This window comes from Pseudomonas lini (assembly GCF_001042905.1).
GTDB lineage: Bacteria > Pseudomonadota > Gammaproteobacteria > Pseudomonadales > Pseudomonadaceae > Aquipseudomonas > Aquipseudomonas lini.
In genome coordinates, this window is record NZ_JYLB01000002.1 from 466,524 (window position 1) to 486,014 (window position 19,491).

Here is a 19,491-nt window from a genome sequence, read left to right on the forward strand (position 1 = left end):
CTCGTTTCACTCGACAGCTCCTACAGGGGGGGGCGGCAAGCCAGCTCCCACATTTGATTTTTGTCGGTTTTGAAATTTGTGTTCATTTACGGGCTAGCCTTGGCCCATGCCTTCATTCTGTTCTTCGTTTCGGATTGCCCGCCATGACTGCCCATCGAATTGGTTTCCTGATTTGGCCCAGCACTAAAGCTCTGACGCTTACGCTGGCTGAGGAGGCCTTGCGTGTTGCCCAGCGTGTGCACCCGGACGTTGTTTACGAACTGTCGTTCTTGCAGGCCGAACCGCCGACCGAAGGCGCCTGGCAATTGCCGGGTGAGCCGTGGGCCGGCAAGCTCGAAAATTTCCAGAAACTGTTCCTGCTCGCCGATGAGCCGCCGACTTCACTTGCGCCAGCACTCAGCAGTGGGCTGAAACAACTGGTGCGAGCTGGATGTGTGATCGGCGGTTTGTCGGCCGGTGTTTACCCCTTGGCGCAGTTGGGTTTGCTCGACGGTTACCGCGCTGCCGTGCATTGGCGCTGGCAGGACGATTTCACCGAACGTTTTCCGAAGGTGATTGCCACCAGTCACCTGTTTGACTGGGATCGCGATCGCCTCACTGCGTGCGGCGGCATGTCGGTGCTCGATTTGCTGCTCGCGGTACTGGCCCGTGATCACGGCGCCGAACTGGCCGGTGCGGTTTCAGAAGAACTGGTTGTCGAACGCATCCGTGAAGGCGGCGAGCGCCAACGCATTCCATTGCAGAACCGCTTGGGTTCCAGTCATCCGAAGCTCACCCAAGCGGTGTTGCTGATGGAAGCCAACATCGAAGAGCCGCTGACCACCGACGAAATCGCCCAGCATGTGTGCGTATCGCGTCGGCAGCTGGAGCGGATCTTCAAGCAATACCTCAACCGCGTGCCGAGCCAGTACTACCTGGAATTGCGCCTGAACAAGGCCCGGCAGATGTTGATGCAAACCAGCAAGTCGATCATCCAGATCGGCCTGTCGTGTGGCTTCTCTTCGGGGCCGCATTTCTCCAGCGCCTACCGCAACTTCTTCGGCGCCACGCCGCGGGAAGATCGCAACCAGCGGCGCAGCAGCAGCCCGTTCGAGTTGTCGTCGGTGCCGTCGGAGCGCGGTTGACCCCGTCGCCAAGTCTGGCGTCGACTACTCATCGACGTCAGAGCCTTCGGACGACGACACCTCCATTTCCGCTTGATCCATGACCGCATCGACACCGAAGTCGACACCTGTCTGCCTGAAATAACTGATCAGCGTTTGTACACTTTCCTCTGACAGCGGATTGCCCCTCAGATTGATGCTCTCACCGACGTCCACCGACAACTCCAGAATGTCGGCGGGTATGTGGGTGATCGCGTTTGCGCTCAGATCCACGGTGTCCAGGAATTTGAGTTGCAACAGGCCTGGCGGCAATTCGGCAATGCCGGTGTCGTTCAGCAACAGGGTCGTGAGACGGGGCATCTGGCTCACGTCGGGTGTGGCACCCAGCGGGTTGTCGCTCAGGTCCAGGTAGTCAAGCCGCTCCATCTGTGCCAGTTCCAGTGCACTTTGCGCCGTCAGGGTGAGTTGGCAATCGGTCATCGACAATGCGGTCAGATCGCCCATTCTGAAAATCGGCTCGGGGAGGGTCTGCTGTCGGTAGTTACGGATGGTCAACCCCTTGAGGCGAGGAAAACTCTCCAGAAAACGCCCGACCCCGGTCAGCCCTTCATCACTGTGCAGATACAGCAGCGAGACATGACTGAAGTCTGCCTGCATCGTCGGCAGGTTGCCGGTAATGATGGTGGGCAGGGTCAGCTCGTAGGTGGGTCGAAGTTGCTGATTGAAGTGGTCCAGACCGGTTTGGCGGCGCCAGCAACGTTCCACAATCCGTTTGAATTCATCCCGGATCGAATGTTCTTCGAGTAGCTCCTGCGCGGTGAAAGGGGCATCGCTCACCGGGTGTATCGCCGGTACGTCTGCTGTCCAGGCTGACAGGTCGTTGCTGAGGGTGCTGAGTTCGGTTTCCAGGCGCGTGATCTCCACCCTGCCATCGGCCAGCGTACCGGGCTGTAGATAGATAAACTCACTGGCTTCTTCCTGATCCATAGACGGGTACAGCGCTTGAACCCGATTGACATCAGCCTGTTCGGCAAACACCCCGAAATCCTGGCGCGTGCGCCCGAAATGGCTTTTTATGCGTTCGCGAGTCGCGGCCGAAAGCGGGTTACCGCCCAGGTCGAAGCCATCTCTGACGGTGTTGGGGAGATCGAAGAGCGCGGTGGGCAGTTCCTGGATGCGGTTATCATTAAGCAGAACGGTTCGAAGGTGTGGCCGGGTCAGCACACTGGGTGGGAAGTTGGAGATACCGGTCTCCGATACATCGATGTAGCGCAGCTGCGGCATGTGCTCGACATTGGGAATCAGCTCCAGCGGGTTCTTGTACAGGTCCAGAATCACCAGTTTGTTCAGCGCTGACAGGGTGGTGTAGCTCTGTGGCGTGAGGGTAATGGCGCAGTCGCTGAGAATCAGTTCGGTCAGGTTCGGCGATTGCACAATGGCTTGCGGAAGGCGATTCAGCCTGAAACCGCGCAAGGCCAGGCGACGCAAGTCTGAGAATCCTCGCAAAAAATCAGTCATCCCGCGCGTAGCGATATGGCCGTCCAGCGACAGGCTTGTCACGTGACTGAAGCCCTCGCCGAGCATCGGAAGCTCACCCACTATCGGTTGGGAAAAACGGAATTCGACCACATGATCCTCACCAAGGTGCGGTGAGGCTTGTTGATGCCAGCAGTCGAGTAATTCGTTTACCAGGTGTCGGCGATTTCGCTGCTGAATGCTGAATTGTTCGGGGGTGACTCTGGCTTGGGTGTCCGGCATGAACAGTGGGATTTCGTTACGCCAGAGGTGCAGGTCATTGCTGAGTCGCGCGTGTTCGGCCATGAGTCGGGTCAGCTCTGCCCGTGGCCCCGTCGGGTGCCGTTGCAGGCGTTCGACAAAGGCTTGCAGTTCCTCGGCTGACAAGTGGGGGAATAGCCTATGGGCGCGGGCTTGTAAGGTCGGCGTACCGAACGGTGCGCGATGGTAGCCATCCGTGCCGCCGAGCAAGCGCATGACGGTTGGATCGTAGGTGGGCTTCAGGATTGGGTGTTGCGCCAGGACCGAGTGCAGTTCATTGCGGTTCAGAGCATGGGTGCGAATCATCCGTTTGAGTTTTTCACCTTCGCCAATGTGGATGCCTAGCGCCGAGCGCTCGCTGTCCGGCAGTGCCTGCAATAAATCCAGATAGAACGTGCTCGCGCCGCTGAGCTCAAGGCCTGCATCGTCAAAGGCCTGATAGCTGCCATCTGCGTTCAGAACGAGCACTTTACGAATGGGCGCATCGGCATTGCCGATACTGTCGAGCAGGCGTCCGCCATGGGCGTATTCGCGGATTTCCAGGCGCAATTGTCCCGACCAGCCAGGCAGTCGCTTCAGGGTGTGCAGGGCAAGTCGATCGGTGTCGGGGTTGTTAGCGCTTGAGCTGATCTCCAGGCCTTCGTAAGCCCGTGTGATCCTGACGTGTTCCCGGGCTTCACGGGTGAGCTGTGCGAGGCGTTTGGACAAGGTGCCGCGCTCAAGTTGTTGCAGCTCTTGATCGCTGGCGGTTTGCAGCAGTGCATCTGCCACGCTGCTCGGCAAACCGTGTTCGGCGTCGATGAGTTTTTGCGCCAGCCCAGAGGTGGCGCGATCGAGTCGGCGGTATCGATTGTCGAACAGGGTTTCTCGTTTGCTCTCGGCGAGCGTTGCCAGGGTCCGGCGCAACGTGCGGGCGCGGGTGGCCAAACTGGGGGACGGCGTGCCGAAATGTTCGCCCATCAGCGTTCTGGTTTCGGTTTCTCCCAGGCTCAGCAATAGCGTTTTGATCAAGTCGCCGTTGAAGTGCGCCTGATTGATCTGGACCATGGGTTGGCCGACGGCACCGCGTTCCCAGAGGGTCTGTGCTTTGCTGTCGACCAGGCGCAGCCCTTTTTCGGCCGGCCAGTAATTGTTGTCGCGGAGCAGTTCCAGTTGCGTGACGAGGTCGGCTTTCAGGTAGTCGGTCGGTTGTTCACTGCCGATCAGTTCGATGAAGGTCTGGATGTCCTGATCGATCTTGAAGCGCTTCAGTGTGTCGGCGAGCAGCGCAGGCATCTGGCTGGTATTCACATGCATCTTGCGCAAGGCATTCTCGTGGCAGCCGCTGATCTGCAGCATTCGTTCACGCACCGAGGGTGCGAACCGTTCCATGTCAGGGCCGAGGCGGCGCAGCACGGTGGCTTGATCCCAGCTCAACGGCTGGTCGAGTGCGGTCTGCCAGGCTCCGGCGCCATTGTGTTTGAGTGCGGGTTTATAGGCTTCAGGACGGCTCGGGTGATCGATGCGGTGCTCACCGGTCACGGGATCCTGGCTGACGGCGTAGGGTTTATTGTCCAGTGACAACAGGGTTTTGCCGTCGTGGCGGTACAGTCCGAGTTCATCGGGTCTGGCAGCCTGAGGAAGTGTGCCGGGCTGTTCATAGGTGCTCAGATCTGGCTTCCAATAGCGACTTTCACCCTGGGGTGTTTTGACCGAATGGAACCGGTCGATGAACTGAACAATTTCCCGGGGCAGGACCGCACGAAACTCTCCCGCCGCGATCACGCCACCCACCGCAAAAGTGCCCAGTTGCACGGCGGATTCAATGACCCCCATGAAATGCTCGAAGGCCTCGGTCGTCAGGCCTTCTGCCCAGTCGACGATGCTTTCGAAGGTTTCGTCGAGTAGCTGGTACGCCATGTAAGCCAGCATCAATTCGCCGAGAAAAGGCACGAACGGCAGGACGACAAAGGCTGCGATGCTTAGCAGTGTCGAGGCGATTTGCGTGAAGGAGTCCCATAATGCCCAGCGGGCTTTCTGATCGACCGTCGCCGTGGATACCGCAATGACTCGGGCATCGTTGAGGATCTTGTCGAGTTTGCGCTGATAGAGATGAGCCCACAGATCGCCTCTGATCGGCGTCGTCGTCATTTGCAGGTTGGCGCGCTGGTCTGGTTTTTCTCTCCAGGTGGGGCGTGGGTCGCCAGGTTGAACCGGTTGCCAGGTGATGGGAACAAGTCGGTCGTTTAACTGAGCGAAGAAATGCCCACGAGCCTCATGATCGATAAAGCGGCTGAAGAACTGTTGATAGTCATGACTGCGCAAACGCTGGGTCAGCTCCTGGGCGAATGCGCCTGTGGAGGCATATTCCTTGATCGGGTGTTCGGGGTCGTCGGGGATATAGGCCACTACCCGGACCACTTCTCGCGCGCGTTCCAGATCCGGGGCAAACAGCACGATGCCAGTCAGCCGTACATTCATGATCGTCAGTTCATGACAATCCCATGCCTGTCCGCGTAGACGTAGATGTTGCTGGCCATCGAGTAAGCCAAGGATCAGGCGATGGACATCGCCGCCAAGCTTGTTTTGCATGTAGGCCATTTGCAGGGCGGCGCTGAGGGCCGCTTTCTGGCTGTCGCGGACTCTGGGTTGCAGGGTCGCCGCGACCACCGGGTTGCTGATGCCGAGGTTTTCTTCGAGGTACGTTTTGTAGTGCTCGCCAATGTCCAGTTCCCGGCACAGTTGGGTGAATGCCGTGATGGGAATTTTTAGCAGGACGTGCGGCAGTTCATCGAAATGCCCCGCAGAAGAAGGTGCACTGATGTAGGTCGAGGCGGGCTCAAAGGCGTCGTCTCTGGTCTCGCTGCTTTCGAAGTTGTGCAGCGCGGCGTCCAACAGCGACACCGTCCAGATGCGTGCCGCGCCCGACTTCAGCCCCAGCCATGGGATATGGGCGGGAATATAAAGACGCAAAAAGGTTTGGTGGACGTCCAGTTCCAGGCCGAAGCGCTGCTTCAGCGCTGCAACCAGCAACGGTTCGGCAAAATCCTTGGCATTTTTCACCTTGGCCAGCGACTGATCGACGCGGTTCTGCGCTTGCCAGTGCAAGGCATTGAGTGTGCGTAACTCGGCGTGTTGGCTGCGGGGCGCGTTGTTGAGGCCGGCCGGTAGGCGAGGTTTGGCCTTGCTCATGGCTTCGCGCTTTTGCGGGGTGGCCTGCGTAAGCCAGCGGGGGATGACGCTTATCAGATGCTGGTAATGGGTGTCCCTGTTGAAGGGTGGCATCGGATCGAGATGGATAGCGTCCGGATTTTCGTTAGTAAGGCTCATGAAGGTTGCCGTTGGCGTTAGGAAGATCTCAGAAAACACCATGAGCGCCAGCGACGTGCGGTACATATATACCGCCACCGTAAAATCCGGATGAGTAAGATCCTCGCAACCTGCCGCAAACCCCGCAGGCAGTTTAAACTGCGCCTTTGCGACCCTATTTGTCGCATTGCCGTAAACCCGGGCCAAACCTGTGTTTGCGCTATAAGAAGTTGTCGCTTGGCGGCAAGGCCGGGCTGAAAACTGTCCTTACAATCCCCTCATCGCTCGCCAGTTTCAGGCGAGTGTTCCTCTTCAGGAGACTCCGATGTCCGTTGAGCACGCTGCGGTAGAACGCGCCGATTTTGACCAGGTAATGGTTCCCAACTACGCGCCAGCCGCTTTCATTCCTGTGCGTGGTGCCGGTTCCCGTGTTTGGGACCAGTCTGGCCGCGAGCTGATCGACTTCGCCGGCGGGATTGCCGTTAACGTATTGGGCCATGCGCATCCGGCGCTGGTCGCTGCATTGACCGAGCAAGCGAACAAGCTGTGGCACGTGTCCAACGTGTTCACCAATGAGCCAGCCTTGCGCCTGGCCCATAAGCTGGTCGACGCCACTTTTGCCGAGCGCGTGTTCTTCTGCAACTCTGGCGCCGAAGCCAACGAGGCCGCCTTCAAGCTGGCCCGTCGCGTGGCCCATGACCGTTTCGGTACCGAGAAGTACGAAATCGTTGCCGCGCTCAACAGCTTCCACGGCCGTACCCTGTTCACCGTGAACGTCGGTGGCCAGTCGAAATACTCCGACGGCTTCGGTCCGAAGATCACTGGCATCACCCACGTGCCTTACAACGATCTGGCCGCGCTGAAAGCCGCTGTTTCCGACAAGACCTGCGCAGTGGTTCTGGAGCCGATCCAGGGCGAAGGCGGCGTATTGCCGGCCGAGCTGTCTTACCTGCAAGGTGCTCGTGAACTGTGCGACGCGCACAACGCGCTGCTGGTTTTCGACGAAGTTCAGACCGGCATGGGCCGCAGCGGCAAACTATTCGCCTATCAGCATTACGGCGTGACCCCGGACATCCTGACCAGCGCCAAGAGCCTGGGCGGCGGTTTCCCGATCGCAGCGATGCTGACCACCGAAGACCTGGCCAAACACCTGGTCGTCGGCACCCACGGCACCACATATGGCGGCAACCCGCTGGCGTGCGCTGTCGCTGAAGCGGTGATCGATGTCATCAACACGCCTGAAGTGCTGAACGGCGTCAATGCCAAGCACGACAAGTTCAAGACCCGTCTTGAGCAGATCGGCGAGAAGTACGGCCTCTTCACTGAAGTCCGCGGTCTGGGCCTGTTGCTCGGTTGCGTGTTGAACGATGCCTGGAAAGGCAAGGCCAAAGACATCTTCAACGCCGCCGAGCGTGAAGGCTTGATGATTCTGCAAGCCGGCCCGGACGTGATTCGTTTCGCGCCAAGCCTGGTGGTTGAAGACGCCGATATCGATGCCGGTCTGGACCGTTTCGAACGCGCCGCAGCAAAACTGACGCAAGCCTGATAGTCCCTTCGACGCCTGGCTATCCGGGCGTCGAACCCAATTTTTGTGCCGGACCGGATCAAATGTGGGAGCGGGCTTGCTCGCGAAAGCGGTGGGTCAGACAGCAATGATGTCGACTGATACACCGCTTTCGCGAGCAAGCCCGCTCCCACATTAGTCCGAGTGTCTTCAATGACAGCCCGGTTATTTTTCCTAAAAGTGTTAAATGAGAAAGGAGTGACACCATGCTGGTGATGCGCCCCGCGCAAATGGCTGATCTGGGCGAGGTACAGCGTCTGGCTGCGGACAGCCCGATTGGTGTCACTTCCTTGCCGGATGACGTTGAACGCCTGAGCGACAAGATCGCCGCGAGCGAAGCCTCGTTCGCCGCCGAAGTCAGCTTCAACGGTGAAGAGAGCTATTTCTTCGTCCTTGAAGACACGGCCACCGGCAAACTGGTCGGCTGTTCGGCCATCGTTGCCTCGGCCGGTTATTCCGAGCCGTTCTACAGCTTTCGTAACGAAACTTTCGTGCACGCCTCCCGCGAGCTGAAGATTCACAACAAGATCCACGTGCTATCCCAGTGTCACGACCTGACCGGCAACAGCTTGCTGACCAGTTTCTACGTGAAGCCGGAGTTGGTGGGTTCGCCTTGGGCGGAGCTCAATTCCCGTGGTCGCCTGTTGTTCGTGGCCAGCCACCCGGAACGCTTTGCCGATTCGGTGGTGACCGAGATCGTTGGTTACAGCGACGAAAATGGCGACTCGCCGTTCTGGGATGCCATCGGTCGCAACTTCTTCGACCTCAACTACGCCGCTGCCGAGCGTCTGTGTGGCCTGAAAAGCCGCACGTTCCTGGCCGAGCTGATGCCGCATTACCCGATCTACGTGCCATTGCTGCCGGACTCCGCTCAAGAGGCGATGGGCCAGGTGCACCCACGAGCGCAGATCACTTTCGACATCCTGATGCGCGAAGGCTTCGAGACCGATCACTACATCGACATTTTCGACGGTGGCCCGACCCTGCATGCCCGCGTCTCGGGGATCCGTTCGATCGCCCAGAGCCGTGTAGTCCCGGTGAAAATCGGTGAGCCGGTCAAAGGTGCCGGTCGTCAATATCTGGTGGCCAACGCCCAGTTGCAGGATTACCGCGCCGTTTTGCTTGAGCTCGATTACGCGCCGGGCAAACCCGTGACCCTGGATCTTGAAGCGGCCGAAGCCTTGGGCGTCGGTGAAGGTGCCAGCGTGCGCCTGGTGGCGGTTTAACGCCTGCTGCTATGCCTATAAAGAGTGAATGCTTAGTAAAGCAGCGAGTTTCACGGGTGGCTCAAGCGGCCCGTTTGAGGAGATAGCATGATCGTTCGTCCCGTACGCAGCAGCGATTTACCCGCTCTGATCGACCTGGCCCGCAGCACCGGCACCGGCCTGACCACCTTGCCGGCCAACGAAGAGCGTCTGGCCCATCGGGTCGGCTGGGCCGAGAAGACCTTCCGCGGCGAAGCCGGGCGGGGCGATGCGGACTACCTGTTCGTGCTCGAAGACGACAATGGTCGTGTGGTGGGCATTTCTGCCATCGCCGGCGCCGTCGGTCTGCGTGAGCCTTGGTACAACTTCCGCGTAGGCCTGACCGTCAGCGCCTCGCAAGAGCTGAACATCTACCGCGAAATTCCGACGTTGTTCCTGGCTAACGACCTGACCGGCAACTCTGAACTGTGCTCGTTGTTCCTGCACGCCGATTTCCGCACTGGCCTCAACGGTCGCATGCTGGCCAAGGCGCGGATGCTGTTCATCGCCGAGTTCCCGCAACTGTTCGGCAACAAGATCATCGCCGAAATGCGCGGTGTGTCCGATGACGTCGGGCGTTCGCCGTTCTGGGAAAGCCTGGGTCGGCACTTCTTCAAGATGGAATTCAGCCAGGCCGATTACCTCACTGGCGTGGGCAATAAGGCGTTCATCGCCGAACTGATGCCGAAATTCCCGCTGTACACCTGCTTCCTGTCGCCAGATGCGCGCAACGTGATCGGCCAGGTTCACCCGGACACCGAGCCGGCGCTGTCGATGCTCAAAAGCGAAGGTTTCAGCTACCAAGGCTACGTCGATATTTTCGATGCCGGTCCTGCGGTGGAATGCGAAACCGCCAAGATTCGCGCGGTGCGTGACAGCCAGGCGCTGGTGCTGGCCATCGGCACCCCGGGTGACGACGCCACGCCGTTCCTGATTCATAACCGTAAGCGCGAAGACTGCCGGATCACTGCCGCGCCAGCACGCTTCGCCGCCGGCACTTTGGTGGTCGATCCGCTGACCGCCAAACGTCTTCAACTCAACGCTGGCGATCAAGTGCGCGCCGTTCCGTTGTCTGCTGCTCGGGAGTCGAAATAATGAATTCGCTATACATCGCCGGTGAATGGCTGGCTGGTCAGGGTGAAACCTTTCAATCGGTAAACCCGGTGACCCAGCAAGTGCTGTGGGCCGGCGAAGGTGCCTCGACCGGTCAGGTCGAGTCGGCTGTGCAAGCTGCACGTCAGGCGTTCCCGGGCTGGGCTCGCCGTACCCTGGAAGAACGCATCAGCGTGCTGGAAGCCTTTGCCGCTGCGCTGAAAAATCACGCTGACGAGCTGGCTCGCACCATCGGTGAAGAAACCGGTAAACCCCTGTGGGAAGCGGCGACTGAAGTCACCAGCATGGTCAACAAGATTGCCATCTCGGTGCAGAGCTACCGCGAACGTACCGGCGAGAAGAGTGGCCCGTTGGGCGACGCCACTGCGGTGTTGCGCCACAAACCACACGGTGTGGTGGCGGTGTTTGGCCCTTACAACTTCCCCGGTCACTTGCCGAACGGTCACATCGTGCCGGCGCTACTGGCCGGTAACAGTGTGCTGTTCAAACCGAGTGAGCTGACGCCGAAAGTCGCCGAGCTGACGGTCAAGTGCTGGATCGAAGCCGGTCTGCCGGCCGGTGTGCTGAACCTGCTGCAAGGCGCTCGCGAAACCGGTATCGCCCTGGCGGCGAACCCGGGCATCGACGGTCTGTTCTTCACGGGTTCCAGTCGTACCGGCAATCACCTGCACAAGCAGTTTTCCGGTCGTCCGGACAAGATCCTCGCGCTGGAAATGGGCGGCAACAACCCGCTGGTGGTGGATCAGGTTGCGGACCTCGATGCCGCCGTTTACACCATCATTCAGTCGGCATTCATTTCTGCCGGTCAGCGTTGCACCTGTGCCCGGCGCTTGCTGGTGCCGCAAGGCGCCTGGGGCGATACGCTGTTGGCGCGACTGGTAGCGGTCAGCTCGACGATTGAAGTCGGTGCGTTCGATCAGCAACCAGCGCCGTTCATGGGCTCGGTGATTTCCCTCGGCGCTGCGAAAGCGCTGATGGACGCGCAAGAACATCTGCTGGCCAACGGCGCAGTGACGCTTTTGGAAATGACTCAGCCCCAGGCTCAGGCAGCGTTGCTGACCCCTGGCATTCTGGACGTGACGGCGGTTGCCGATCGCCCGGACGAAGAGCTGTTCGGTCCGCTGCTGCAAGTGATCCGCTACGCTGATTTTGAAGCGGCGATCGCTGAAGCCAACGACACCGACTATGGCCTGGCGGCCGGTCTGCTGTCGGATTCCGAAGCGCGTTATCAGCAGTTCTGGCTGGAAAGCCGGGCCGGTATCGTCAACTGGAACAAGCAGCTGACCGGTGCTGCGAGCAGCGCGCCATTCGGCGGTGTCGGTGCATCGGGTAACCATCGCGCCAGCGCCTACTACGCCGCAGATTACTGCGCGTACCCGGTGGCTTCGCTGGAAACCCCGAGCCTGACCATGCCTGCGACCCTGACGCCCGGCTTGAAGATGGCGTGACGCCCATTCGCGAGCAAGCCCGCTCCCACAGAGTCTGCGTCGAACACAAAATCTGTGTACACCGCTAATCCTGTGGGAGCGGGCTTGCCCGCGATGGCCGCGACTCGGTCGCACTGAACAGTTAGTTACTGATGCCTATAACAACAGATTCTCGTGGAGCCTCGCTGATGAAATCCTATGAAGTCAATTTTGACGGTCTAGTGGGGCCGACCCATAACTACGGCGGCCTGTCCTACGGCAACGTCGCGTCCCAGAGCAATAGCCAGCAGTCTTCGAACCCGAAGGAAGCCGCGCTGCAAGGCCTGGCGAAGATGAAAGCGCTGATGGAAATGGGCTTTCAGCAAGGCGTTTTGGCGCCACAAGAGCGTCCGGACGTAGCCGCATTGCGCCGCCTGGGTTTCAGCGGTACCGATGCTCAGGTGATCGAGCGCGCCGCCAAAGAGGCCATGCCGCTGCTGGTTGCCAATTGCTCGGCGTCGAGCATGTGGGTGGCCAACGCCGCCACAGTCAGCCCGAGCGCCGACACCGCGGATGGCCGCGTGCATTTCACCGCCGCCAACCTGAACTGCAAATACCACCGCAGCATCGAACACCCGACCACCAGCCGCGTACTGGGGGCGATGTTCGCCGATCAGAAGCACTTTGCTCACCACGCCGCTTTGCCGGCCGTGGCGCAGTTCGGTGACGAAGGCGCGGCCAACCACACCCGTTTCTGCCGTGACTACGGTGAAGCCGGCGTCGAGTTTTTCGTGTTCGGTCGCAGTGCGTTCGACACCCGTTACCCGAATCCGCAGAAGTACCCGGCACGCCAGACGCTCGAAGCGTCCCAGGCCGTTGTGCGTCTGCACGGTTTGAGCGATGACGGCGTGGTCTATGCCCAGCAGAACCCTTCGGTGATCGATCAGGGCGTGTTCCACAACGACGTAATCGCGGTGGGTAACGGCGAAGTGCTGTTCTATCACGAGGATGCCTTCCTCGACACCGAGCAGATGCTCGCTGAACTGCACGGCAAACTCGCAAAAGTCGGTGGGAAATTTCAGTCGATCTGCGTACCACGTTCCGCGGTCACCGTAGAAGACGCTGTTCGTTCCTACCTGTTCAATAGCCAGCTGCTGTCGCGTCCTGACGGCTCCATGCTATTGATCGTGCCGGAAGAATGCCGTGGCAACGAGCGTGTCTGGCAATACCTGCAAGGCCTGACCAGCTCTGGCGGCCTGATCCGCGAAGTGAAAGTTTTCGATCTCAAGCAGAGCATGCAGAACGGCGGTGGCCCGGCTTGCCTGCGGTTACGCGTCGCGCTTAACGAAACCGAACTGGCGGCCGTCAACCAAGGGGTTATCATGACGGCACCGTTGTACGGCACATTGACCGAATGGGTCGACAAGCACTACCGCGACCGCATGACCGAAAACGATCTCGCGGACCCGCAATTGCTGCTTGAGTGCCGGACGGCACTGGATGAACTGACGCAAATCCTTAAACTGGGCGCGGTTTATCCATTCCAGATCAATTGAAAGTCGGCGCATGAATTGAATGCGCCGCGCTATCTCCAGACGAGAGCGTAAAACATGAGCGATACCCTGCAGCTGATCCTTGAAGACACCGACGGCACGCAACTGGAAACTTCCTGCACCCGCGTCGCGGTCATGTGGCAAGGCAAAGAGCTGTGGATCCAGCAGGACGGCCGCGGCCAGTTGCTGATCGGCGTGGACGTCGAAGAAGGTGATGCTGAATACGCAAACCTGCTGCTGCGCCCATTGGCGACTAATCTGGTAAGTCTGCAACTGGAGATGGAGCCGGCTGACGTCGGTGATGATGAGGACCACGTGCACGGCCCGGATTGCAATCACGACCACTAAGGAAACCGCTCTATGCTCGCCCTCGGCAAACTGCTTGAACTGACCCTCGCCGGCCGCGAACCGGCGGAGAAGACTCAACTGACTGTCGAAGGCGTGCGGATGCGCTGGTTGAGCGAAGGTGCGCTGGAAGTCCGGCCACCTGAAGCTCGCGACAACGGCCTGGACCTGCTGCTCTCGGCCGGCATCCATGGTAACGAAACAGCGCCGATCGAGCTGCTCGATCGCCTGTTGCATGACATCGCCCGCGGTGACTTGAAGCCGCGCGCACGTATTCTGTTTCTGTTCGGCAATCCCGAGGCTATCCGTCGCGGCGAGCGTTTCATCGAGCAGGACGTCAATCGGCTGTTCAACGGTCGTCACGAACAAACCAGCGGTTCCGAGGCCTTGCGCGCTTGTGAGCTGGAGCGGCTGGCGGCGACTTTCTTCAGCCTGCCGGACCGCAATCGCCTGCACTACGACCTGCACACGGCAATCCGTGGCTCGAAAATCGAGCAGTTCGCCTTGTACCCCTGGAAAGAAGGTCGTCAGCATTCACGCCTGGAACTGGCTCGCCTGCGTGCCGCGGGCATGGAAGCGGTGCTGTTGCAGAACAAGCCTTCAATCGTCTTCAGCTCTTACACCTACGACAAGCTCGATGCCGAGTCCTTCACCCTGGAACTGGGCAAGGCCCGGCCGTTCGGGCAGAACGATGGGGTCAACGTCGACCTTCTTGAAACCCGCCTGAAGCAAATCATCGAAGGCACCGAGCCGCCAATCACCGACGAAGGGCTGGATGGCTTGCAGCTGTTCAGCGTCGCGCGGGAAGTCATCAAGCACAGCGATAGCTTCCGCCTGAACCTGCCGGCGGATATCGAAAACTTTTCGGAGTTGAAAGTGGGGTATGTGCTGGCCGAGGATATCGCGAATACCCGCTGGATCATCGAAGAGAAGGGCGCCCGTATCATCTTCCCGAACCCCAGGGTCAAGAACGGCCTGCGCGCCGGCATCCTGATCGTGCCGACCACCGACGAAAACCTCGCTTAAGCACGACACATAACAAATGTGGGAGCGGGCTTGCTCGCGAAATCGGACTGACAGTCAACAAATGCGTTGAATGTTAAACCGCTTTCGCGAGCAAGCCCGCTCCCACAGTTGATTTGGGTGAAGCCAAAGACCTCACCCATGCCACAGGTTTTGTGTTTAGACAGCTACCGCGCGGGGCTCGCTGCGACGCAACGCACGCATTTTGTGCAGCGTATCAGCACAAGTCTTCGCCGCTTCCTGACCTTTATGCACGAAATGCTCGAAGAAGAACTTCTGATGTTCTTCGCCAGCATGGAAGTGGTGCGGGGTCAAAACCACCGAGAACACCGGCACTTCGGTTTCCAGCTGAACCTGCATCAGGCCGCTGATCACCGACTGGGCGACGAATTCGTGGCGATAGATGCCGCCGTCGACCACCAGGCCCGCCGCGACAATGCCGGCATAACGGCCGGACTTGGCCAGCAGTTTGGCGTGCAGCGGAATTTCAAAGGCGCCGCCGACTTCGAAGAAATCGATGTCCGACTCCTGATAACCCTGAGCAATCATTTCGGCGACGAAGCCTTTACGGCTCTGATCGACGATTTCCTTGTGCCAGCAGGCCTGGATGAACGCGACGCGCTCGCCCTGATGGTTTTTGCTTTTGCTATCGATTGCGGTGGGTTGCATGTTCTGACTCCTGTTTGTGTGAAAAACAGGGCGTTATGAATCGAATGGGATTTAAGGGTACACACGCTCGCACGAATGCCTGCGGACGACCCTTTGGTGCCAATCCCGTTCTCTCTTCATCCGGACTATGACCGTCGGCCCCGGGATCACACCGGGTCTGCTGACCTTGCCGCCATCACAGCCATTGCCGTGCCTGTCGCCAAGCGCTCGCGGGCTATGCGCATTGCGCGCAATTACCGCCGGTGGGGAGTTACACCCCGCCCTGAGAACGTTTTGCCGCCAGATTGTTTGGCGGCGAAGCGTTTTTAACACATATTTTCGGGGTGTGCATGTCCAATACCGGTCAATCAAAATGCAGAACCTGTGGGAGCGGGCTTGCTCGCGAAAGCGGTTTAACATTCAACGCAAATGTTGACTGTCAGTCCGCCTTCGCGAGCAAGCCCGCTCCCACATGGATTGTGCTTTCTCGAGGAGTAACGTGCCTTTTCCTCGTTCATGGCTTGATTATTCGCCGACATGACCGCAGTAATTCCATCCTGAAAGGGATTTTCCCTGCTTACCGAGGCCAGATTCATGAGCGTTATCGATCTTCGCAGCGACACCGTCACCCAACCAACCGCAGGGATGCTCGACGCGATGGCGAATGCTGCCACCGGTGACGACGTTTATGGCGAAGATCCGACGGTCAACCGCCTGGAAGCCGAACTGGCAAAACGACTGGGTTTTACCGAGGCGCTATTTGTCCCGACAGGTACCATGAGCAACTTACTGGGCCTGATGGCCCACTGCGATCGCGGTGACGAATACATTGTCGGACAACAGGCTCACACCTATAAGTACGAAGGGGGCGGCGCGGCAGTGCTCGGTTCGATCCAGCCGCAGCCGCTGGAAGTGCAGGCCGATGGTTCGCTGGATCTGGCGCAGGTCGCCGCCGCGATCAAGCCGGATGACTTCCACTTCGCCCGCACCCGTTTGCTGGCGCTGGAAAACACCATGCAGGGCAAGGTTCTGCCGCTGGAGTATCTGGCCCGGGCACGCCGTTTCACTTATGAAAACGGCTTGGCGCTGCATCTGGATGGCGCGCGGCTCTACAACGCGGCGGTCAAGTTGGGTGTCGATGCCCGGGAGATCACTCAGCATTTCGATTCGGTTTCGGTCTGCCTGTCCAAAGGTCTGGGCGCGCCGATCGGTTCGGTGTTGTGCGGCTCGGCCGAGTTGATCGCCAAGGCGCGACGTCTGCGCAAGATGGTCGGTGGCGGCATGCGTCAGGCCGGGATTCTCGCCGCGGCAGGGCTTTATGCGCTGGATAATAATATTCAGCGCTTGGCCGATGACCATGCCAACGCACAAATGCTGGCCGAAGGCCTGCGCGCAGCGGGCTATGAGGTCGAGCCAGTGCAGACCAACATGGTTTACGTGCAGATGGGCGACAAGGCTGAAGCGATCAAGGCCTTTGCCGCGACACGCGGGATCAAACTCAGCGCTGCCGGTCGTCTGCGAATGGTCACGCACATGGACGTCAGTCGTGCGCAAATCGAGCAAGTCGTCGCGACATTCGTCGAGTTTTCCCGCATCTGATCGCGTTAGCGGTCCAATTGACCGTTTCTATCGTATAAACACGCTGTACCCCGCGCGCAGGGCCGATATAATGCGGCCCTTTGCCGTCGCTTCGTCTGTTGACGTTTCGCACAGGCCTTTGGCCGCAGCCTCCGTGGAAGAACCTAATGAAAAGCGCAGAAATCCGTGAAGCCTTCCTTCGCTTCTTCGAAGAGCAAGGCCACACCCGTGTAGCCTCCAGCTCTTTGATTCCGGGCAACGACCCAACCCTGCTGTTCACTAACGCGGGGATGAACCAGTTCAAGGACTGCTTTCTGGGCCAGGAAAAGCGCGCGTACACCCGCGCTGTCAGCAGCCAGAAATGCGTGCGCGCCGGCGGCAAGCACAACGACCTGGAAAACGTCGGTTATACCGCCCGTCACCACACCTTCTTCGAAATGCTGGGTAACTTCAGCTTCGGTGATTATTTCAAGCGTGACGCCATCACCTACGCCTGGAACTTCCTGACCTCCGAGAAGTGGCTGAACCTGCCTAAAGAAAAGCTCTGGGTCACCGTCTACGCCAGCGATGACGAGGCGTACGACATCTGGACCAAAGACATCGGCGTGCCAGCCGAGCGCATGGTTCGCATCGGCGACAACAAAGGCGCGCCGTACGCTTCCGACAACTTCTGGACCATGGGCGATACCGGCCCGTGCGGTCCTTGCACCGAGATTTTCTATGATCACGGCGCCGACATCTGGGGTGGCCCACCGGGCTCGCCGGAAGAAGACGGCGACCGTTACATCGAGATCTGGAACAACGTGTTCATGCAGTTCAACCGCACCGCCGATGGTGTGTTGCACCCGTTGCCAGCGCCGTCGGTGGACACCGGCATGGGCCTGGAGCGGATCAGTGCCGTGCTGCAGCACGTTCACTCGAACTATGAAATCGACCTGTTCCAGAGCCTGCTGATTGCATCGGCCAAGGCCATCGGTTGCACCAACGATGCTCAGGCTTCGCTGAAAGTCGTGGCTGACCACATTCGTTCGTGTGGCTTCCTGATTGCCGACGGCGTGCTGCCGTCCAACGAAGGTCGCGGTTATGTGCTGCGCCGGATCATTCGTCGCGCTTGCCGTCACGGCAACAAACTGGGTGCCAAGGGCAGCTTCTTCTACCAGATCGTTGCGGCGTTGGTCGCCGAGATGGGCGAAGCGTTCCCAGAGCTGAAATCCCAACAGGCGCACATCGAGCGCGTCCTGAAAGCCGAAGAAGAGCAATTCGCCAAGACCCTGGAGCAGGGCCTGAAGATCCTCGAGCAGGATCTGGCCGAACTCAAAGGCGACGTGGTGCCGGGCGACGTGGTGTTCAAGCTTTACGACACTTACGGCTTCCCGATGGACCTGACCGGCGACATCGCTCGCGAGCGCAGCCTGACCATCGACGAGGAAGGCTTCGAACGCGAAATGGAAGCCCAGCGCGTCCGTGCTCGCTCCGCCAGCTCCTTCGGCATGGATTACAACAGCCTGGTCAAGGTTGATGTGGCCACCGAATTCACCGGTTACACCGCTCATAGCGGTTCCGCCAAAATCGTTGCTCTCTATAAAGAAGGGCAATCGGTTGACGTGCTGAGCGAAGGCGAAGAGGGCGTGGTCGTTCTCAATCAGACCCCGTTCTATGCTGAATCGGGCGGTCAGATCGGCGACTGCGGCTTCCTGCAGGCCGGTGCTTCGCGCTTTGACGTACGCGACACGACCAAGACCGGCGGCGCATTCCTGCATCACGGTGTGTTGGCATCGGGCAGTCTGATCGTGGGTGCTCCGGTCGAGACTCATGTCGATGCCGAAGTGCGTCACGCGACTTCGCTGAACCACTCGGCCACTCACTTGCTGCACGCGGCATTGCGTCAGGTACTGGGCGAGCACGTTCAGCAGAAAGGCTCGTTGGTCGACAGTCAGCGTCTACGCTTTGACTTCAGCCACTTCGAAGCAATCAAGCCTGAGCAGTTGAAGGCGCTGGAAGACATCGTCAACACCGAGATTCGCAAGAACTCTGAAGTTGAAACTGAAGAAACCGACATCGAAACCGCCAAGCAAAAAGGCGCCATGGCGCTGTTCGGCGAGAAGTACGGCGACAGCGTTCGCGTGCTGAGCATGGGCGGCGACTTCTCCGTCGAGCTGTGTGGCGGTATTCACGCCAACCGTACCGGCGACATCGGCCTGCTGAAAATCATCAGCGAAGGCGGTGTGGCCTCCGGTGTGCGTCGTATCGAGGCAGTGACCGGCGCAGCAGCGCTGGCCTACTTGAACGCGGCTGAAGAACAACTCAAGGAAGCGGCCAACCTGGTCAAGGGCAGCCGCGATAACCTGATCGACAAGCTGTCGGCTGTGCTGGAGCGCAACCGTCTGCTGGAGAAGCAACTCGAGCAGTTGCAGGCCAAGGCAGCCAGCGCGGCGGGCGACGATCTGTCGGCTTCTGCCCTGGACGTCAAAGGCGTGAAAGTGCTGGCCGTGCGTCTGGACGGTCAGGACGGCAAAGCGCTGCTGGCGCTGGTCGATCAATTGAAAAACAAACTCGGCCGCGCAGTGATCCTGCTCGGCAGTGTCCATGAGGAAAAGGTCGTTCTGGTTGCAGGCGTGACCAAAGACCTGACTGGCCAACTCAAAGCCGGTGATTTGATGAAACAGGCTGCTGCGGCAGTGGGCGGGAAGGGCGGTGGTCGTCCAGACATGGCGCAGGGCGGTGGTATTGACGCTGGCGCACTGGATACCGCATTGGCCCTGACTGTTCCATTTGTAGAGCAGGGTTTATAAGGCAGTGTGCCTGGCCCGCGGTCTAGTGGCGGGCCAGAACGCTGTTTGAGTGATTATT

12 protein-coding genes and 1 riboswitch are annotated in these 19,491 nt (G+C 59.4%); of the genes, 10 read left to right on the plus strand and 2 right to left on the minus strand.

Annotated elements, in window-relative coordinates; translation table 11 throughout:
* Positions 1-143 precede the first annotated feature (143 nt).
* Positions 144-1,124 (plus strand): transcriptional regulator ArgR, encoded by a 981-nt coding sequence (argR, locus tag TU81_RS06595; protein WP_038979420.1) that lies wholly within the window; start codon positions 144-146, stop codon positions 1,122-1,124.
* Between the two features lie 24 nt (positions 1,125-1,148).
* Here the strand turns inward: argR and TU81_RS06600 are convergent, their stop codons facing one another.
* Positions 1,149-6,188 carry a dermonecrotic toxin domain-containing protein gene (locus TU81_RS06600; protein ID WP_313847580.1) on the minus strand — a complete coding sequence of 1,680 codons (5,040 nt, stop codon included), beginning with the start codon at positions 6,186-6,188 and terminating at the stop codon, positions 1,149-1,151.
* A gap of 304 nt (positions 6,189-6,492) precedes the next feature.
* Here TU81_RS06600 and TU81_RS06605 point away from each other — a divergent pair, with 304 nt between their 5' ends.
* From TU81_RS06605 to astE, 7 genes are all read left to right on the plus strand, one after another.
* On the plus strand, positions 6,493-7,713 hold the full coding sequence (locus TU81_RS06605) for an aspartate aminotransferase family protein (RefSeq protein ID WP_038979422.1): 1,221 nt from the start codon (positions 6,493-6,495) through the stop codon (positions 7,711-7,713).
* 224 nt (positions 7,714-7,937) lie between these two features.
* Positions 7,938-8,957 (plus strand): arginine/ornithine succinyltransferase subunit alpha, encoded by a 1,020-nt coding sequence (aruF, locus tag TU81_RS06610; protein ID WP_007904685.1) that lies wholly within the window; start codon positions 7,938-7,940, stop codon positions 8,955-8,957.
* A gap of 87 nt (positions 8,958-9,044) precedes the next feature.
* The gene (gene astA, locus TU81_RS06615) at positions 9,045-10,070 is read left to right on the plus strand and encodes an arginine N-succinyltransferase (RefSeq protein ID WP_038979423.1); all 1,026 of its coding nucleotides are present in this window, start codon (positions 9,045-9,047) and stop codon (positions 10,068-10,070) included.
* Positions 10,067-11,536, plus strand: a complete 1,470-nt coding sequence (astD, locus tag TU81_RS06620) for a succinylglutamate-semialdehyde dehydrogenase (protein WP_167344812.1) — start codon at positions 10,067-10,069, stop codon at positions 11,534-11,536. Before astA ends, astD begins: the two co-directional genes overlap by 4 nt.
* 167 nt (positions 11,537-11,703) lie before the next feature.
* Positions 11,704-13,050, plus strand: coding sequence for an N-succinylarginine dihydrolase (gene astB / locus TU81_RS06625; RefSeq protein ID WP_048394173.1), 1,347 nt, complete (start codon positions 11,704-11,706; stop codon positions 13,048-13,050).
* A gap of 54 nt (positions 13,051-13,104) precedes the next feature.
* Positions 13,105-13,395 carry a hypothetical protein gene (locus TU81_RS06630; RefSeq protein ID WP_007904718.1) on the plus strand — a complete coding sequence of 97 codons (291 nt, stop codon included), beginning with the start codon at positions 13,105-13,107 and terminating at the stop codon, positions 13,393-13,395.
* A 12-nt stretch (positions 13,396-13,407) separates the two neighbouring features.
* The gene (gene astE, locus TU81_RS06635; protein WP_048394175.1) at positions 13,408-14,418 is read left to right on the plus strand and encodes a succinylglutamate desuccinylase; all 1,011 of its coding nucleotides are present in this window, start codon (positions 13,408-13,410) and stop codon (positions 14,416-14,418) included.
* Positions 14,419-14,574: 156 nt separating this feature from the next.
* Here the strand turns inward: astE and TU81_RS06640 are convergent, their stop codons facing one another.
* Positions 14,575-15,084: a 6,7-dimethyl-8-ribityllumazine synthase gene (locus TU81_RS06640; RefSeq protein ID WP_008071834.1), complete on the minus strand. Its 510-nt coding sequence runs from the start codon at positions 15,082-15,084 to the stop codon at positions 14,575-14,577.
* A 103-nt stretch (positions 15,085-15,187) separates the two neighbouring features.
* Positions 15,188-15,358: riboswitch (FMN riboswitch) on the minus strand.
* A gap of 299 nt (positions 15,359-15,657) precedes the next feature.
* Here TU81_RS06640 and ltaE point away from each other — a divergent pair.
* Positions 15,658-16,662 (plus strand): low-specificity L-threonine aldolase, encoded by a 1,005-nt coding sequence (ltaE, locus tag TU81_RS06645; protein ID WP_048394177.1) that lies wholly within the window; start codon positions 15,658-15,660, stop codon positions 16,660-16,662.
* Between the two features lie 146 nt (positions 16,663-16,808).
* Positions 16,809-19,433 (plus strand): alanine--tRNA ligase, encoded by a 2,625-nt coding sequence (gene alaS, locus TU81_RS06650; protein ID WP_038979428.1) that lies wholly within the window; start codon positions 16,809-16,811, stop codon positions 19,431-19,433.
* The last annotated feature ends 58 nt before the right edge of the window (positions 19,434-19,491 follow it).

Bases quoted from the DNA above. Each gene is read 5' to 3' on its own strand.
- TU81_RS06600 (WP_313847580.1), bottom strand. From the start codon at position 6,188: ATGAGCCTTACTAACGAAAATCCGGACGCTATCCATCTCGATCCGATG.
- argR (WP_038979420.1), top strand. From the start codon at position 144: ATGACTGCCCATCGAATTGGTTTCCTGATTTGGCCCAGCACTAAAGCT.
- astB (WP_048394173.1), top strand. From the start codon at position 11,704: ATGAAATCCTATGAAGTCAATTTTGACGGTCTAGTGGGGCCGACCCAT.
- astE (WP_048394175.1), top strand. From the start codon at position 13,408: ATGCTCGCCCTCGGCAAACTGCTTGAACTGACCCTCGCCGGCCGCGAA.
- TU81_RS06640 (WP_008071834.1), bottom strand. From the start codon at position 15,084: ATGCAACCCACCGCAATCGATAGCAAAAGCAAAAACCATCAGGGCGAG.
- TU81_RS06605 (WP_038979422.1), top strand. From the start codon at position 6,493: ATGTCCGTTGAGCACGCTGCGGTAGAACGCGCCGATTTTGACCAGGTA.
- alaS (WP_038979428.1), top strand. From the start codon at position 16,809: ATGAAAAGCGCAGAAATCCGTGAAGCCTTCCTTCGCTTCTTCGAAGAG.
- aruF (WP_007904685.1), top strand. From the start codon at position 7,938: ATGCTGGTGATGCGCCCCGCGCAAATGGCTGATCTGGGCGAGGTACAG.
- astA (WP_038979423.1), top strand. From the start codon at position 9,045: ATGATCGTTCGTCCCGTACGCAGCAGCGATTTACCCGCTCTGATCGAC.
- ltaE (WP_048394177.1), top strand. From the start codon at position 15,658: ATGAGCGTTATCGATCTTCGCAGCGACACCGTCACCCAACCAACCGCA.
- TU81_RS06630 (WP_007904718.1), top strand. From the start codon at position 13,105: ATGAGCGATACCCTGCAGCTGATCCTTGAAGACACCGACGGCACGCAA.